Annotated in this window: 15 protein-coding genes; 10 read left to right on the top strand and 5 right to left on the bottom strand. The window is 66.4% G+C overall.

Translation table 11 applies throughout. The features are described 5' to 3' along the window. The first annotated feature begins 184 nt into the window (after positions 1–184). The gene (locus CQ015_RS15865; protein WP_096286756.1) at positions 185–388 is read left to right on the top strand and encodes a cold-shock protein; all 204 of its coding nucleotides are present in this window, start codon (positions 185–187) and stop codon (positions 386–388) included. A 130-nt stretch (positions 389–518) separates the two neighbouring features. After that, positions 519–1,511, top strand: coding sequence for an LLM class flavin-dependent oxidoreductase (locus CQ015_RS15860; RefSeq protein WP_105650606.1), 993 nt, complete (start codon positions 519–521; stop codon positions 1,509–1,511). 188 nt (positions 1,512–1,699) lie between these two features. Here the strand turns inward: CQ015_RS15860 and CQ015_RS15855 are convergent, their stop codons facing one another. Then, positions 1,700–2,950: an MFS transporter gene (locus CQ015_RS15855; protein ID WP_105650605.1), complete on the bottom strand. Its 1,251-nt coding sequence runs from the start codon at positions 2,948–2,950 to the stop codon at positions 1,700–1,702. Between the two features lie 241 nt (positions 2,951–3,191). On the opposite strand from CQ015_RS15855, the gene CQ015_RS15850 reads away from it, so the two are divergent. The 4 genes from CQ015_RS15850 (at position 3,192) to CQ015_RS15835 (ending at position 6,050) form a co-directional block, all read left to right on the top strand. Continuing rightward, positions 3,192–3,668 carry an Lrp/AsnC family transcriptional regulator gene (locus tag CQ015_RS15850; RefSeq protein WP_096286750.1) on the top strand — a complete coding sequence of 159 codons (477 nt, stop codon included), beginning with the start codon at positions 3,192–3,194 and terminating at the stop codon, positions 3,666–3,668. A gap of 121 nt (positions 3,669–3,789) precedes the next feature. Then, entirely contained in the window at positions 3,790–4,026 is a 237-nt protein-coding gene (locus CQ015_RS15845) for a hypothetical protein (protein ID WP_096286748.1), read from the top strand. Between the two features lie 46 nt (positions 4,027–4,072). Then, complete coding sequence (locus CQ015_RS15840; RefSeq protein WP_096286746.1) at positions 4,073–4,978, top strand: LysR family transcriptional regulator; 906 nt, start codon at positions 4,073–4,075, stop codon at positions 4,976–4,978. Positions 4,979–5,021: 43 nt separating this feature from the next. Continuing rightward, the gene (locus tag CQ015_RS15835; RefSeq protein ID WP_258138692.1) at positions 5,022–6,050 is read left to right on the top strand and encodes an enoyl-CoA hydratase/isomerase family protein; all 1,029 of its coding nucleotides are present in this window, start codon (positions 5,022–5,024) and stop codon (positions 6,048–6,050) included. 7 nt (positions 6,051–6,057) lie between these two features. On the opposite strand, the gene CQ015_RS15830 is transcribed toward CQ015_RS15835, so the two are convergent. Genes CQ015_RS15830 through CQ015_RS15820 form a run of 3 tightly spaced genes read right to left on the bottom strand, consistent with a single transcriptional unit; the run spans position 6,058 to position 11,357 of the window. Continuing rightward, entirely contained in the window at positions 6,058–7,821 is a 1,764-nt protein-coding gene (locus CQ015_RS15830) for an FMN-binding glutamate synthase family protein (RefSeq protein WP_105650603.1), read from the bottom strand. 39 nt (positions 7,822–7,860) lie between these two features. Then, positions 7,861–9,630 carry an amino acid ABC transporter ATP-binding/permease protein gene (locus CQ015_RS15825; protein WP_105650602.1) on the bottom strand — a complete coding sequence of 590 codons (1,770 nt, stop codon included), beginning with the start codon at positions 9,628–9,630 and terminating at the stop codon, positions 7,861–7,863. After that, positions 9,627–11,357, bottom strand: coding sequence for an ABC transporter ATP-binding protein/permease (locus tag CQ015_RS15820; protein ID WP_105650601.1), 1,731 nt, complete (start codon positions 11,355–11,357; stop codon positions 9,627–9,629). The genes CQ015_RS15825 and CQ015_RS15820 overlap by 4 nt, the downstream gene beginning before the upstream one ends. 71 nt (positions 11,358–11,428) lie before the next feature. Between CQ015_RS15820 and CQ015_RS15815 the strand changes: the two genes are divergently transcribed. Next, a complete protein-coding gene (locus CQ015_RS15815) occupies positions 11,429–12,430 on the top strand; it encodes an acyl-CoA thioesterase (RefSeq protein ID WP_105650600.1) in 1,002 nt (333 codons plus the stop codon). After that, entirely contained in the window at positions 12,427–13,038 is a 612-nt protein-coding gene (locus CQ015_RS15810) for a phosphoribosylanthranilate isomerase (RefSeq protein ID WP_105554511.1), read from the top strand. Before CQ015_RS15815 ends, CQ015_RS15810 begins: the two co-directional genes overlap by 4 nt. On the opposite strand, the gene CQ015_RS15805 is transcribed toward CQ015_RS15810, so the two are convergent. Then, positions 13,035–13,586 (bottom strand): acyl-CoA thioesterase, encoded by a 552-nt coding sequence (locus CQ015_RS15805; RefSeq protein ID WP_105554510.1) that lies wholly within the window; start codon positions 13,584–13,586, stop codon positions 13,035–13,037. The genes CQ015_RS15810 and CQ015_RS15805 overlap by 4 nt on opposite strands. Positions 13,587–13,750: 164 nt before the next feature. On the opposite strand from CQ015_RS15805, the gene CQ015_RS15800 reads away from it, so the two are divergent. After that, positions 13,751–15,109 carry a histidine kinase gene (locus tag CQ015_RS15800; protein WP_181150445.1) on the top strand — a complete coding sequence of 453 codons (1,359 nt, stop codon included), beginning with the start codon at positions 13,751–13,753 and terminating at the stop codon, positions 15,107–15,109. A gap of 9 nt (positions 15,110–15,118) precedes the next feature. Then, on the top strand, positions 15,119–15,778 hold the full coding sequence (locus CQ015_RS15795; RefSeq protein ID WP_096286730.1) for a response regulator transcription factor: 660 nt from the start codon (positions 15,119–15,121) through the stop codon (positions 15,776–15,778). The last annotated feature ends 18 nt before the right edge of the window (positions 15,779–15,796 follow it).

Here is a 15,796-nt window from a genome sequence, read left to right as displayed (position 1 = left end):
GAAGAACCCTTTAGAAGTTTGTGAATGTCGATCCGCATGGTTGGCGCGAACCCCTTCTAGACGTGAAGTGAATGACTTGGCTGCTTCGTAGGACGAGGGAACTTCGGTTTCAACGTCTCTCGTGGATTACAACCAAGCTCACCAAAAAATCGGTGAGGAACGTCTGAAAGGACCAAATAGTATAATGGCAACCGGTATCGTCAAGTGGTTTAATGCTGAAAAAGGCTTCGGCTTCATCGCTCCAGACAGCGGAGATCCTGACGTCTTTGCTCACTTCTCCGCCATCCAGACCCAGGGCTTCCGTACCCTGGAAGAAGGCCAGAAGGTTGAGTTCGAAGTAGTTGAGGGCCCTAAGGGTCTTCAGGCAGCGGACATCCGCGGACTCTAAAGCGTCTTAGGCGAATAGCCCCTAGACATTAGCGTCAACGGCGTCTTCCCGGAATTATCCGGGAAGACGCCGTTTTCACGTTTATCGGGCTTCACGGAATAGTCCCGCACCTCGGTGGGTTGTACTAACCGTGAAGCTTTCGATTCTGGACCTTGCCCCGGTTGCACCTAATAGCACCATTTCCGACTCTTTCAAGTCATCTGTACGCCTCGCTCAGCTTGCTGAGCGCACCGGCTATGAACGTGTTTGGTACGCCGAGCACCACAACATGCCGACCATCGCCTCCAGCGCGACCTCCCTGTTGATCAGCCACGTGGCCCACCACACCGAACGCATCCGTTTGGGTTCTGGCGGCATCATGCTCCCCAACCATTCGCCGCTGGTGATTGCCGAGCAATTCGGCACCCTGGCCGAGATCTTCGGCGATCGTATCGACCTGGGAATGGGACGCGCCCCGGGCACCGATATGACCACCTTGCGCGCATTGCGGCGCGACGCCTCGTCCGCCGACTCCTTCCCGCACGATGTGCTGGAGCTCCAGGCCTATCTCGCCGGCGAGTCACGCATCCCGGGTGTGCAAGCCATCCCGGGGGCGGGCACCAACGTTCCGCTGTACATTCTGGGCTCCTCGCTCTTCGGCGCGCAGCTTGCCGCGCAGCTCGGCCTTCCCTATTCCTTCGCCTCGCATTTCGCTCCGGCGGCCTTGCAGCAGGCGGTCAAGACCTATCGCGAGCAGTTCAAGCCGTCGGCCCAGCTGGCCGAACCATATGTCATTGTCGGCGTCGGAGTGATTGCCGCCGAAAGCGTGCAGCACGCCCACGAGCTCAAGGTGGCCTCCGAACGCCACCGCGTCGCGTCCTTCTTGGGCCGCAACGCAAAGAAGGAATTCACCGAAGCCGAACTCGACATGGTGATGGATACCCCGCAGGCCGAACAGATCCTGGACATGATGCGCTTCACCGCCATCGGAACCGGGGATAACGTGGCCGAATACCTTGCCGATTTCGCCGAAACCGCCCAGGCGGACGAGCTGATCACCGTGCACCACCCATTGCTCGAAGAGGACCGGTTGAATTCGGTCAACCTCACCGCACAGGCCTGCCGGTTGGTTACCGCGGGCTGATGCGCACCGGGCCGGCAATCTCGTCGTCGGCCTAGCGCCACAGCGATCCGCCCCGAAAGGAACCGGCCACGCACCAAAGCGGTGCCTGGCCGGACGCCGGGGTGGATTGCTTCTGTTTTAACGCCCCCGTGGTAGCCGCGCGGTCCGCGCGGCCGGGCGGAGAGACGGAAGCACTCAGCGATTCTGGGCTATGCCCGAGCGGTGCGGTCCTTCGCCAATGAGGCCACGGACCACCCGGTGAGGAGCAGCGCCAGCAGCGCGCAGAGCACACTGAAGACCAGAATGCTCAGTTCCTGGCCATAGACCCCCACCGCCCAACCCAAGACGATCACCGGCAGCGCGCTGCCGAGGTAGGTCACCAGGTAGATGGTCGACACGGTCTGGGCGTGCAAGGAAGCCGACACGGCATTAACCGCGCCGCTGAACGCGGTTCGGAACGCGATTCCCTGCCCCAGGCCGATCAGCGCCAGCGCCAGCATGGCCAGCCAGAGCGAACCGAGCTCGGCGGCCACCACGAGGCCAATGGTGCTGGCGGCCAGCAGCAGCAAGCCAAGCGGCAGCAGGCGCTGGCCGCCGCGGATCACTACCTGGGAGAGCGCCGAGATCCCCAAGGGAAGACCCGCGACCAGTCCGATCATCGGCAGCGAGGTCAGCTCGAAAACCTGCGCGAAATAGCCCGGAGCCAAGGACAAGGCGAAGCCGAACACGGCAAAGCTCAAGAATCCGACCAGCGCACCCATCCAGAATTTGGTTCGCGCCTCGCGCGGGATCCCCAGCCGGCGCGGGGCCAGCGCGCGGTGCCGTTGCCCGCGCTCGGCCATGGCAATGGCCGGGCGCGCCTGCAGCGCGACCAATGGAATGAGTGTTGCGAGCAGCAGCACCGCTTGCACGGTGAACACCGTTGTCCGTCCGCCGGGCAGCAAGGCCAGCACGCCGCCGAGCAAGGGGCCGAAGGCCACGCCTCCGGAGGAGGCCAGCAGGGTGAAGCGCGAGGCCCATTCGGGCTTATGCGGCAGCAGCTCGCGCAGCGCCGCGGCGCTGGCCCCGGTGGCCAGGGCCACCCCGGCCCCCTGCAGGCCGCGCCCGAGGCACAGTTCCCACAGGGCTGAAGCCGCACCGAAGCTCAGCGTGCCCACCAGCGAGATGATGATGGCGAGCACCAGCGCGGCCCGGCGGCCGATGTGATCGGACCAGTGGCCCACGATGGACAGGAAGAACATCAGCGAACAGACGTAGCTGGCGAAGGCGATGGTGGTCCCCATGGCGCCCAGGGAGAGTTCGGCCTGCAGCTGCGGATAGAGCGGCGTTGCCAAATTCGCGCCCACCAGCAAGGTGAAGCTCACCAGCACGGTGATGCTCAGCCGCGTGGTGGTGCCCGGGTTCCAGGTCAGTGGCCTGGTTCGAACCGGCTGCATGCGCAGTTCGCTGATTACCGACATGGGGTCTCCCAAAAGGCGGGTGGTCCAAAGGATGTCGCCAGGTTGTTGCACTAGAAAGTTTTTAGCGGTGGGGTTGCTCGCTACCCCACCGGCTAGTTGAGCGATCTGTAAGAAAATGTCTACTGATCTAGATCGTTCACTCATAAATATCCGCCAAACAAGGACACTTCGGTTCTTAACTTGTTAGAGTTTGAGCAAAATAGTCAAAAACTTGGCCCCCGCGGGTCCTAGGAGTGAGCAAATGGTGCGTTTGGATGACGTCGATCTGAAAATTCTCTTGGCGTTGATCCGGGATCCGCGGATCCAAATCTCCGATCTCGCCGACGAAGTTGGCGTGGCCCGCAACACCGCCCAGTCACGTCTTCGCCGCCTGCAGCGCGCGGATGTGCTGCGCGAAGGCGGCCGCGACCTCGACCTGGCAAAACTCGGCTACGACGTGCTGGCCTTCGTCACCTTGGAAGTGCTGCACCGCGACCTCGATACCGTGGTGACCTCGCTGCGGCAGATTCCCAACGTGCTGGAAATCCACGAAACCTCCGGCCGTGGAGATGTCTGGGTGCGGCTGATCGCCACCGATACCCACCAGTTGCAGTCGGGGCTGCGGCAGATCCTGCGGATCAAGGGTGTCACCCGATCCGAAACCACCTTCGCGCTCCACACCCACCTGGCCTACCGGGCCGCTCCGCTGCTGGAGCACTACGCCGAACACAATCACTGAGAAGCGCGAAAATACAAGTCTTTCCTTGTGCGCCTTCCCGGCCTAGGCTGTGATTACGAGAAGTCATGAGGGATAACCCCGGCTCTCGTCGGGTCCCTCGCATTCTGTGGAGGAGTACGTGATGACCAAGGATTTTGAACCAACCGACTTCGCACCCGAATACGGGAACGACATCTACGAGCCCGACGACGGCCGCGATTCGCAAGCCTATGAGGGCTCCAGCGATTCGCCCGAAACGATGCGGAACATCGACCCGTTGGCTACACGCGCCTACCTGCTCGATGACGATCTGGAAACCGAGGCGCAACTGGATAACGAATTCACCGAAGAGTCCAATGCCGACGAAGATGAGGACTAGCTCACTGACTAAGCATCCCTTAGGCTTCAGCGTTTAGACTTTAGAAGTGATCAATCCAGTTCATCTGCGCACCCTGCTCGAAGTGGTGGCGCATCGTTCCTTTGCCACAGCCGCAACCCGGCTGGGCTACACTGCCAGCGCCGTCTCCCAACAGATGACCGCCTTAGAACGCAGCACCGGAACCACGTTGTTCCTGCGTGGTGCCCGCTCCATCACCCCCACGCCCGGGGCGCTGCGCATGGTGCGCCACGCCAAGCGCGTGCTCACCGACCTCGACGCCCTGATGGCCGACGTAGCAACCATCTCCACGGATTCCACAGACCGTGAAGAGATCAAGCTCGGCATCTTCCCGTCCCTGGCCACCTACGCACTTCCCAAGCTATTGACCAGCGAAGACTGGAACTCCCTGGGCATCAATCTGCGCCTGTGGATCGGCGAACCCCAGCAAACCGTCGCCGGCCTGGGCAACGGCGGGGACCTGGACCTCGCGCTCATCTTCCAGGTGGGACCCGGCGGACTGAGCTGGCCCGCCTCGCTGGAGCGCGCCTGGCTGGGCGATGACCAGTTCCGCGTTGTCATCCCCGCCTCGTGGCCGATCGCAGACGACGCCCAGCTGACCGTGGACCAGCTCGCCGAATGGCCATGGATCTTCCACCACCCGGGCACCTCGGATGCCACCTTGATCTCCCGGCTCTTCGCCTCGTACAACATCCACCCGCAGGTTGCGGCCTACTGCGACGATTTTAACGCTTCGCTGAATCTGGTCTCCTCGGGCCTCGGCGCCGCCTTGGTGCCGGATCTGGCCATGACCCAGGCCCCCGCCGGCCTGCGTATTGTCGACGCACCGGAAATCCGGCTCGCCCGCTCGATTTTCGCCTTGAAGCCAGAGAATTCGAAGAAGCCCAAGGTTGCCCTCGTTTTGGACCGGCTCACACAGATCCTTTCCGACTAGGCTGGAAAGCGGTCATCGGTAGGCAGCCTCGGAAAGGGCGATCGTGGAAGAACTTGTCGTAGCCTCAGTGCACGGACCGGTAGGTCATCTTGAACTGAACCGTCCGGGCAAACTCAACGCCTTGACCTTGTCCATGCTCCAGGAGCTGCATCGGGTCCTGCACCTGTGGGCCGAGGACCCGAAGATCGGGCTCGTTTTGCTCACCGGACGCGGCGAGCGGGGGTTCTGCGCCGGAGGAGATATCGCCGACTTCCATGCCGCGATCACCGGTGGCCGGCACGCGGACTTCCTGGAACTGCTCGCCCTGGAGTTCCGCACCGACCACTTGATTTCGGTCTACCCCAAGCCGCTGATTACGCTGGCCCACGGGATCACCATGGGCGGCGGCATCGGCCTGGCCAGCCACGCACCGGTGCGTCTGGTCACCGCCGACGCGAAGCTGGCCATGCCCGAAGCGCGCATCGGCTACACCCCGGATGTTGGCGGAAGCCACCTGCTGGCCAACGCGCCGGGGCACTTCGGCGAATACTTCGCCATGACGGCCACTTCCTTCAGCGGCGCGGACGCGGTCTTCCTGGGTTTCGCCGACGCGGTCATTAGCGAATCCCTCGCCGCGTCCATAGTTGATGAGCTCGATGACCTGATCGGCCTGGGCGCCGCAGAGATCGCCGCGGCCTTCGAGGTGCTCCACGCGGTTCCCGAATCCCGCCGGCTGGAAATCGAACAGGGCTGGATCGATTACGCCTTCGGCGCCGAGAGCCCGGACGCGGTCCTGGAGCGTTTGCAGTCCATGGTCCACCCCGGCGCGCGGCGCGCGGCCGAGATGATATCTGCGAACTCCCCGACGAGCGTGGCCGCGGCGTTCCATGCGGTGCGTGCGGCCCGCGCCGAGCAGAACCTGCGCGGCGCCCTGGACCGGGAGCTGCGCCTGGCGGCGCACCTGATGCACCAGCCCGACCTGGCCGAAGGCATCCGCGCCCAGGTCATCGACAAGGACCGGAATCCCAGCTGGCAACCCGCAGCGCCGGGCGAGGTCAACGCCGCGGCGCTGCTGGCGCTCATGGGCGAGTAGCTTCGGTTCAGGACCCTGGCTGGCCTTCGGGCCGGGTGACATCGCTGGGCACCGGATGGACCTTCTGCGAATCGCGCGGCTCCACGCGCGTGGCCTTCACCGCTTCGCCGGGTTCACTGAGCCGGCGGGCCGGGGCCAGCGCCACACTGCTCGGGAGGCCGAAATGCACCGGGGCGTGTTCGCCGAAGTGATCCGCGTCCGCCTCCTGCCAGTCATCCCGCCACGAGGCCGGAGGATTCTCCAGCAGCTCGCCGGGCTGCAGCCAGTGGAACAGCGAGGCGTAGGAGCGGGTCGACTGGAGATTCACCCGGCGCCGCAGCATCCGGGTGTTCAGCTGGTCCGGACCGTGCAGGCCCATGGACGCCATGATCTGTCCCGCCTCGGTGACCGTCAGCCGGTGGTAGTTGTACACCCGGTGGCCCTTGTCCTCGACGTCCAAGGCGCGCATGAGCCGCTTGTTCTGCGTCGCTACGCCAACCGGGCAGTGGTTCGTATGGCACTTCTGCGCCTGGATGCAGCCGGTGGCCATCATCATCGGCCGGGCGGAAAAGGCGAAGTCCGCGCCCTGGATCAGGCGCTTGACGATATCCGAGCCGTTGGCGATCTTCCCTGCCGCCGCCAAGCGGATTTCGTGGCGCAGCCCGGCGCCCATCAACACGTTGTGGACCAGCATCAGCCCCTCGGTCAGGGGTGTCCCCACATGGTCTTCGTACTCCAGCGGTGCGGCGCCGGTGCCGCCTTCGGCACCGTCCACGGTGATGAAGTCAACCAGCACCCCGGTTTCGATCATGGCCTTGCAGATCGCCATCACATCGGTGCGTGAACCGACGCAGAATTTGATTCCCACCGGTTTGCCGCCGGAGAGCTTGCGCAGCTTTGAAACGAAGGCCAGCAGTTCGCGCGGGGTAGAGAATTCGGCGTGGCTCGCCGGGGAAATGCAGTCCTGGCCCATCGGCACCTCGCGGGCCTCGGAGATTTCCGCGGTCACCTTCGCCGCCGGAAGCACCCCGCCGAGTCCGGGCTTTGCACCCTGCGACATCTTGATGGTGATGCCCTTGACCTGCGGGAGGTTGGCCTTCTGCGCAAAGGTCTCGGGGTTGAACCGGCCTTCGGGGGTGCGGCAGCCGAAGTAGCCCGAACCGATCTCCCAGAAGAGGTCCGCACCGTGTTCCAGATGGTATTTGGTCAGCCCGCCCTCGCCGGTCTCGTGGACAAAATCCCCCATGGCCGCGCCCTTGTTCATCGCCAGCACCGCGTTGGCCGAGAGCGACCCGAAGCTCATCGAGGAGATGTTCAGCAGCGACATCTCATAGGGCTGGGCGCACTGGCTCGAACCGATTTCCACCCGGTGCTGCTCCTTGTTCGGAGCCACCGGCGCGCTAGAATGCAGCAGGTATTCGTGGCCGACCTCGTTCACCTTCAGCTCGGTGCCGAAAGCCTTGTGGCTGTCGGCGCCCTTGGCCCGGGCGTAGATCATCGAGCGGGTGTCGCGGTCAAAGGGCGTGCCGTCGGTGTTCCGCTCGATGAAGTACTGCTGGATCTCCGGGCGGATGAATTCGAACAGGTAGCGGGCATGTCCCAGAATGGGGAAGTTGCGCAGGATCGCATGCCGTTTCTGTGTCATATCCCGGATCCCCACGGCCACCAGCACCGCGGTGAGCGCCACCAGGATCCACCACACCCAGTTGCCGGAAGTTCCCGCCAGCAGCGCCGTGAGCACAAACCCGGCGGCGAGCACGAACAGGAACAGAATCACTACTATTCGCATCATGTTTTCGACCCTACTGCCTGCGCCGGGACTTGTCAGGGATTAGGCCCCGGTATTGATCCGATCGTTTTCGCGCAGCACCATCTGGTGGAACTCGCTGGTGCCATCGGCCAGCAGCTGTTGGGGGGAACCGGTTTCGACCACCCGCCCCTCGCGCAGCACCAGCACCTCGCTGGCCTCTTGCACGATGGAAAGGCGGTGGCTGATCATCAGCACCCCCATCCCGTATCCGCGGCGCTCATTTATCGCCTTCAGCACCAGGGCTTCGCTCGCGGCATCCAGTGCGCTGGTCGATTCGTCCATAACCAGCAGCGCCGGGTGCCGCAGCAGGGCGCGCGCCAGGGCCAAGCGCTGGCGCTGGCCGCCGGAAAGCCTGGTGGAACGGTCCGCCAGCCGGGTGTCCAGGCCCTGCGGCTGCTGCTCCAGCCATTCGCCCAGACCCAGCTCCTCAAGCACCGCGCGGAGTTCCTCGTCGGTAGTTCCGGTGGTGCCCAAGAGCAGATTTTCGCGGACCGTGCCGCGGACCATCACCGCCTCCTGGGAGACCACTACGATGCGCGAACGCAGCGCCTGGAGCGGTACCGCATCCAGGGCCGCCCCGCCAAAGCTGAGCCTTCCGCCGGCCGGCAGCGCCCGGACCAGCGCGGCGGCGATGGAGGATTTCCCGGAGCCCGAGGCGCCCACCAGCGCCACCAGTTCCCCGGGCTCCACCGTGAAGTCCACCTGCTGCACCACTTCGCGCTGCCCGTGCCGCACGGTGAGGTCTTGGACGTTCAGCGTCCCGGTATCCGGCAGGTCCCCCGCCTCGCTCGGCTCGGCCACGGCCGGTGGCGCGCTGGCGGTGGCGAACAATCGGCGAGCGCTCGCCAGGGAGCCCTGCAGCCCCAGCACGAACCCGTCCACGGCGCGCACCGGCTCGAAGGAAGGGACCGCGATCACCACCAGGATGATCGTGGCCGCCGTGCCTTGGACGGAATCGGTGAGCAGCAGGGCCAGCGCGCTGCCCCAGATGACGATCTGGCTCAGCGCCGCGCGCAGCCCGGTCACCCAGCTGGCCCGGTGGGCTTCCCGGGTATCCGCCGCTCCGGCCTCATCCATGCGCTTGAGCATCCGCCCACCGGCGCCGAAGGCGTGGAGCACTTCGATGCCCGCCAGGGATTCGATGATGATCCGGTTCTGGCTGCCGCGCACCTGTGCGGCGCTGCCAGCCGCCTGGCGCAGCGCGCCGACCCCGAGCAGCGGCAGCAGCAGTCCGACCAGCAGATAGCCGCCGGCGAGGATCAGCGTCGCGGTGCCGCCAAAGACCTGGTAGACGCAGCCCAGCACCGCGCCGCTGACCAGCAGCGCTGCCGCGGCCGGCGGCAGGGTATGCGCGAAGAATACCTCCACCTTGTCGATATCGCGGGTGGCCTTGGCCAGCATGGATCCGGAATTCTTGCTGGCCGCCGCGAAGGGCGCCTGCCGCTGGTAGGCCTCGTACATGGTTGAACGCAGCCTGGCCAGGGCCAGGAAGGCGACCTTGTGGCCCACATACTGTTCGGCATAGCGCAGCCCTCCCTTGCACAGGCCGGCGAGGATAATCGCCGCCACCAGCAGGCCGAAGGGAAGCCGCGGCAGCCCGGCGGGCAGCTGAAGGCCGATGGCCGCCACCAGCCCCAGCCCGGCAAAGAGATAGATGGCCAAGGCGACCAGTCGGGTGAGGCAGGCGAGCAGGCAGGCAAGCAGCACCGGCGGCAGCAGGTCCCGGGTTTGGGCGATCAGCCACCGGGCGCTGGCGAGGCTGCTTGGCTGCTGGCCGTGCGGTTTCATCATTTCGCCCCGTTCCCGCGTTGGCTGCCCAGCGCTGCGACGCGCTGGCCGAAATTCTCCATCGCCGTTTTCAGGTACCCCTCGGTGCCCAGCAGTTCCTCCCGGGACCCGGCTTGCACGATCCGCCCCCGATCCAGGACCAGCACCTGGTCGTAGTCGGCGAGCAGCCCCAAGCGGTGGGTCACGGTGATGACCGTGAGCCCCGCCGCCACCTCGCGCAGGGTGTCCAGCACCTCGGCTTCGGTCTGCACATCCAGCGAGCTGGTCGGCTCGTCGAGCAGCAGGATGGGCCGCTCGGCCAGCAGCGCGCGGGCGATGGCCAGGCGTTGGGCCTGGCCCCCGGACAGCGTTGCGCCGCCCTCGCCAAGCACCGTGTCCAGCCCCGCTTCCTGCTGCGCGAACCACGGCGCCAACCCGGCGCGGCGCAGCATCGCGCGCAGCTTTTCGTCGCTGGCCTGCGGCGCGGCAAGCAGCAGGTTCTCGCGCAGGCTGATCCCGAAGAGCGTTGTGCCCTGTTCCACCACCGCCGTATTCGAGCGCAGCGTGGCCGGGCCCAAAGCCTGGTGCCCGTCGTGGATGATTCCGGCGGTGGTCTCCAGCTGCCCCTGCAGCACGCGCAGCAAGGTGGTTTTGCCGCTGCCCGAGGCCCCGATCACCGCGGTCTTCGAGCCGGCGGGGAAACTGAAGTTCAGCTGCTCCAGCGCCGCGGGGTGCCCCTCGTATCCGGCCCCGAGATCCAGCAGCTGCAAGGCGTCGGCGCGCAGGTCGACGCGCAGCGGATTCGCCGCCGCACGGTGCCGCTCGGTGTCCATGAAGCTCTCAATTTTCTGCTCGGCCGCCTTGCCGGTCATCCCGATGTAGAAGAAGCTGCCCACGTAGTTCACCGGGGCGAGCATCAGGAAGCTGAGCAGCACCAGGGCGGCCCCCTCCCCGGGGGTGATCGCCAGGCTGCCCACCCGCCACCAGGCAAGCAGCGCGGCGGTGGCCAGCAGCAGCACCGCGAAGCTCGCGTCGATCACCAGCAGCACCAGCTGGTTCCGCGCCAGCAGTTTCATCACCTGCTGGCGCACCCTTTCGCTGGCCACCGCGATGCGCTGCCCCATCCAGGATGCCCCGCCGTTGAGCTTGAGCATGGTCAGCGCCCGCAACCCGTCGAGGAAGGTGGCCGAGAGCAGCCCTTGGGCCCGGCGGTATTCCCCCGATGAGCCGCGGAAAAGCCTTTGGAAGCCGATGACCAGCACCGGGACCAGCATGGTGGGCAGCAGCAGCATCAGGGCGCTGAGCGGATCGATGAAAAACACGATGCCGAGCAGCACCAGCACCGGGGTGGCCACCGCGCAGATGGCCGGACCCATGAAGCTGGTGCGGAAGCGCACCGAGCGATCGACCGCGTCCATGGCGGCATCGACCAGTTCGCCCTCGCCGAGCCGGCGCACCGCCAACGGGCCGATGGCCAAATAGTGGCGTACCAGCTGGTGGCGCTGCAGCGCTCCGAGCTTGCGCCCGGAGCGGGCGATGAGCACCGGGGTAAGCAGCGCCGCGGCGGCCACCAGCAGCAGTTCGTACCCCACCGCCACATACCAGCCGACGTCCAAGGGCTGATCCGCGCGCAGCGAATCGATGGCGCGCCCGATGAGCACCGCCAGCCCGATGGCACCGATGGCCGAGAGCAACCCGAGGCAGACCACCGCCGCGGTGGATGCCGAAAAAATTCCAAAGACCCTACGCACCCCTCCATCCTAAGTCGAAAGCCCGGCGTCATAGGTTGGCAACCGGCGCCCGCGCGGGGGAAACTAGACAAATGACTGCTCTGCAAACGGCCAGCCGGCCGCATTCGGTGACCCTTCGCTTCCTCGCAGCGCCCACGGATGTGGGGATCACCGGAACGGTGGCCGCCGGCACCGTGCTCGAATGGGTGGACAAGGCCGCCTACGCCGCGGCGGTGGGCTGGTCCGCCAGCTACTGCGTGACCGCCTACGTGGGAAATATCCACTTCGCGGACCCGATCCATTCCGGGGACCTGGTGGAGGTCACCGCCTCGGTGGTCTACACCGGCACCAGCTCCATGCATATCCGCACCGAGGTGTCCTTCTCCGATCCGCGCGAGCTGCGCCCGGTCACCTCCTCCACCTGCCTGGTGATCTTCGTGGCGGTGGATGAGCGGGGCAAACCGACCAAAGTGCCCTCATTCTCCCCGGGCACCCCACGCGAGCTGCAGCTGCGGCAGAATGCGTTGGCCCGCATCGAGATCCGCGAACGCATCGTCGAGTCGATGAACGACCAGTCCTATACCGACGCCGGCACCGCGCCGCGGGTGACCCTGCGCTTCCTCGCCGCGCCCACCGACGTGAACTGGGGCGGCAAGGTGCACGGCGGCATCGTGATGAAGTGGATCGACGAGGCGGCCGCCCTGTGCGCCAGCCGCTACGCCGGGCGGGACACCGTCGCGGTGTTCTCCGGCGGCGTGCGCTTCTACCGCCCGCTGCTCATCGGCCATCTGGTCGAGGTCGAGGCCCGGCTGGTCTATACCGGCTCCAAGGGCATGCACATCGCGGTGCACGTGCGCTCCGGGGATCCGAAAACCAACCAGATGGAGCTGACCACCTACTGCCTGACCGTGCTGGTCGCCCGCGACGACACCGGCACGGCGGTGCCGGTGCCAACCTGGGTGCCGGTCAGCGCGGAGGACTCCCGGCTCTGGGAGCACGCCCGCGAACTGCTTGAGATCCGCGCCAACGCGCCCGGCGGCTACACCCCCACGCATCTGAGCGACCCGCAGGCCAGCGCGGAGGCCACTCGATGAGCGCCCGCCCGTTTGTGAAGATCTGCGGCCTGGCCACGGAGCATGACGTGGCGATCGCGCTGGAGCACGGGGCGGACGCGCTGGGCTTCGTGCTGACCGCCTCGCCGCGTCAGGTCTCCCCGGAACTGGCGGCAGCACTCGCCGCGCAAGTCCCCAGCAAGGTGGCCACCGTGGCGGTGTTCCGCGATGAGGATACCGCAACGGCCATCGCGCGCACCTCTGCCGCCGGGCTCGGCTGGATCCAGCTGCACGGGGAACGGCGCCGCGCAGAGGTGCAAGCGGTGCGCGCGGCCGGATTCCGGGTGATCCGCGCGGTGCGCATGGACGCGCAGCCCGAGGCATTCGAGGACTGGGGAGAGGACTTCTTGCTGATCGACGCCGCGGTCCCCGGCAGCGGGGAAAGCTGGGACTACGCAAAGGTGCGCACCCTCGCGGCCGGGCGCAACTGGCTGGTGGCCGGCGGCTTGTCCGCGGAGAATGTGGCCGCGGCACTCGCCGAGTCCGCGGCCAGCGGCGCGGATGTCTCCTCCGGGGTCGAGTCCGCTCGCGGAGTCAAGGACCCGGAGCTGATCGCCCGGTTCCTGGACGCCGCGCGCCGCGGCGCCTAGCCGATCCAGGAGTGCGGAGCGGGCTTGCGCGCGCCGGGCAGGGCGCTTTCGGCACGCCAGCGGGCGACCCATTCGGGGAGCACGCGGTCTTCGGGCATGCTCAGCCCGAGCGCGGCAAGGATCCGCTCGTTGGGCACCGGCCCGGTTTTCGAGGTCATGCGCGTGGCGATATAGCCGCGGGCATAGATTTCGCCGGCCACCACGATGCGCTGCTCGAAGTAGATGCAGCGCTCATCCATGCCCAGCACCCGGGTCTCCTGGGTGAACTTCACCCCGAGCTTCACCGACTTCCTGAAGGTCATGGTTTCGGCCTGTACCACCGGGCTCCACTTGTTCTTGCGCAGCACCGCCCAGGCCCCGGAGCGGAACATCAGATCGAAGCGGCCCAGATCGAAGATCGAGAAGTACATGCCGTTGTTGATATGCCCGGCGAAGTCGATATCGGTCAGCGTCGCGCGCATGGACAGGGTTCCGGAGTCGAGCATGGACAGCCTCGGGGCTTTTTTGCCTTGGAGCAGCATCAGCAGGATGCGAAAAATCATGTGCATGAGATCACATTACCGCTTAGTAACTTATGTGGCCAAGCCCGCCGCCGCCCACCGCGACAAATGGCGTAATCCCCAAGGCGCATTCACCCGGGCCCGGTCGGCGGGTAAAGTCCAGTGCGGAAGAGCCCTCGCATCCGCAACGAATGCACCGAACAGGAAGAACTATGCACCGCCTTTCGCAGCTGCTGCACCGCCAGGTCCCCTCGCTGCCGCCGGCCGACTGGGAACGCGCGGCACCGTCGGCAACCGCGTTGCGCCGCGACATCGCGGTGGCGCTGGGCTTCTACCTGCTGGCGCTGCTCATGCTGGAACTGGTGCTCTCGCTGACCGAGACGGGCAAAAGCGCCGAGCGCCCGCTGGCCTTCGCCTTGCTTGCGGCCCTGATCCTGCCGCTGATGTTCCGCCGCCGCTGGCCGATCACGATGATGCTCATCTCTTCGGCCGCCTTCCTGATCGGCAGCTCCCCCGCCACGGCCACCGTCGTCATGCAGTTCTGCGCCCAGCTGGCCTACTTCCTGGGCCTGTACACGGCCGTGGCTTGGGCCCGCAACCGCCGCGGGCTGTGGACCGCGATGGCCCTGGTGCTGCTGAGCATGGCGGTGTGGCTGGTCCTCTCCTTCTTCACCAGCGACCTGTATTCGGCCGCGAACCAGCTGCTGGTCGAAAACCCGATGGGCTCGATCCCCGAAGAGCTGGCCTTGCCGCTGTACAGCTTCCTGATCAACGTGCTCTTCTTCGGCGGGGCGATCTTCCTGGGGCTGACCAGCTGGTCGAATTCCTACGCCAAATCCCTGGTGCTCGTCCAGGCCGCGCGCATCGCCGCGCAGGCCGAAGAGCTCGCGGCGCGCGCGGTCAACGCCGAACGCCTGCGCATTGCCCGCGAGCTGCACGACGTCATCGCCCACCACATCGCCTCCGTCGGAGTCCAGGCCTCCGCCGCCCGGCTGGTCCAGGACCGCGATCCGGCCCAGGCCATCGAACTGATGCGCGGCATCGAGTCCTCGGCACGCAGCGCGGTGGCCGAAACTCGTTCGCTGCTCGGCGTGCTGCGCGAGCAGTCCCCGCAGGATCCCGGGACCGGCAATTCCGCCGCCCGCGCCCCGGAGCCCTCGCTGGCGGCGCTGCCCGGGCTGCTAGAGCAGAACGCCGCGCACGGGCTGCACGTGCAGCTCTCCGAGGACGAGCACGCCCCGGGCTTCTTCGCCTCCTTGGCCCCCGGCCTCTCGCTGGCCCTCTACCGCATCTGCGGGGAGGCGCTGGCCAATGTGCGGCGCCACTCCACCGCCCGCGCCGCCACGCTCGCGCTGCGCTCCGGAACCGACGCGCAGGGATCCTGGGTGGAGGTGGAAGTCACCGACGAGGGAGCCCCCCGCCCGGACAGCGCCGGCAGCGGCTTCGGGCTGCGCGGCATCCGCGAACGCGCCGCGCTGCATCACGGGCTGGTGGAGATCGGCCCGCGCACCCCGCGCGGCTGGCGCACCCGCGCCCGGCTGCGCCTGCCCGGATCCCCCGAAGGGAACTAGGCTAAGCCCATGAGCCAAATTACCGTCGTGATCTGCGATGACCAGCCACTGATCCGCTCCTCGCTGAAGCTCATCCTGGAAACCGATCCGCAGCTGCTGGTCATCGGCACCGCCGCCAACGGCGCCGAAGCCGTGGAGCTGATCAGCACCCGCACCCCGGATGTCGCGCTGATGGACATCCAGATGCCCGCATTGGACGGCATCGCGGCCACCGCGCGGCTCGCGGGCACCGTGGACACCAAGATCATCGTGCTGACCACCTTCGACCGCGAGGACTACCTCTTCGACGCGCTCGACGCCGGGGCCAGCGGCTTCCTGCTGAAAAACGCCGAACCGGAATTGCTGCTCAACGCGGTCCACCAGATCCACGCCGGATACGCGCTGCTCTCCCCGGAGGCCACGCTCAAGCTCATCGCCCGCAAGACCAGCGCGCGCCCCGGCACCTCGGCACCGGGCGCAGAGAGCGCGGCGCTGCACGCGCTGACCGCCCGCGAACGCCAGGTGCTCACCGCGCTGGCCAGCGGCAAGAACAACCAGGAGATCGCCGCCCTGCTGGCCCTGTCCGAGGCGACGGTGAAAACCCACCTGTCGAATCTCTTGGCCAAGCTCCACCTGCGCGACCGCGTCCAGGCGGCCCTCTACGCCCACCGCGCCGGGCTCATCCAATAGTTTCATCCCCAAGCATCA

Source organism: Arthrobacter sp. MYb221, assembly GCF_002979835.1.
Classification (GTDB): Bacteria; Actinomycetota; Actinomycetes; order Actinomycetales; family Micrococcaceae; genus Glutamicibacter.
The sequence above is the reverse complement of the archived record's forward strand: the minus strand, read 5'-3'. Positions and strand labels throughout refer to the sequence as shown.

What these genes read in the sequence shown, in the direction of transcription:
- CQ015_RS15795 (WP_096286730.1), top strand. Translation starts at nt 15,119, where the DNA reads ATGAGCCAAATTACCGTCGTGATCTGCGATGACCAGCCACTGATCCGC.
- CQ015_RS15805 (WP_105554510.1), bottom strand. Translation starts at nt 13,586, where the DNA reads ATGCACATGATTTTTCGCATCCTGCTGATGCTGCTCCAAGGCAAAAAA.
- CQ015_RS15850 (WP_096286750.1), top strand. Translation starts at nt 3,192, where the DNA reads ATGGTGCGTTTGGATGACGTCGATCTGAAAATTCTCTTGGCGTTGATC.
- CQ015_RS15825 (WP_105650602.1), bottom strand. Translation starts at nt 9,630, where the DNA reads ATGATGAAACCGCACGGCCAGCAGCCAAGCAGCCTCGCCAGCGCCCGG.
- CQ015_RS15810 (WP_105554511.1), top strand. Translation starts at nt 12,427, where the DNA reads ATGAGCGCCCGCCCGTTTGTGAAGATCTGCGGCCTGGCCACGGAGCAT.
- CQ015_RS15845 (WP_096286748.1), top strand. Translation starts at nt 3,790, where the DNA reads ATGACCAAGGATTTTGAACCAACCGACTTCGCACCCGAATACGGGAAC.
- CQ015_RS15815 (WP_105650600.1), top strand. Translation starts at nt 11,429, where the DNA reads ATGACTGCTCTGCAAACGGCCAGCCGGCCGCATTCGGTGACCCTTCGC.
- CQ015_RS15830 (WP_105650603.1), bottom strand. Translation starts at nt 7,821, where the DNA reads ATGATGCGAATAGTAGTGATTCTGTTCCTGTTCGTGCTCGCCGCCGGG.
- CQ015_RS15855 (WP_105650605.1), bottom strand. Translation starts at nt 2,950, where the DNA reads ATGTCGGTAATCAGCGAACTGCGCATGCAGCCGGTTCGAACCAGGCCA.
- CQ015_RS15800 (WP_181150445.1), top strand. Translation starts at nt 13,751, where the DNA reads ATGCACCGCCTTTCGCAGCTGCTGCACCGCCAGGTCCCCTCGCTGCCG.
- CQ015_RS15865 (WP_096286756.1), top strand. Translation starts at nt 185, where the DNA reads ATGGCAACCGGTATCGTCAAGTGGTTTAATGCTGAAAAAGGCTTCGGC.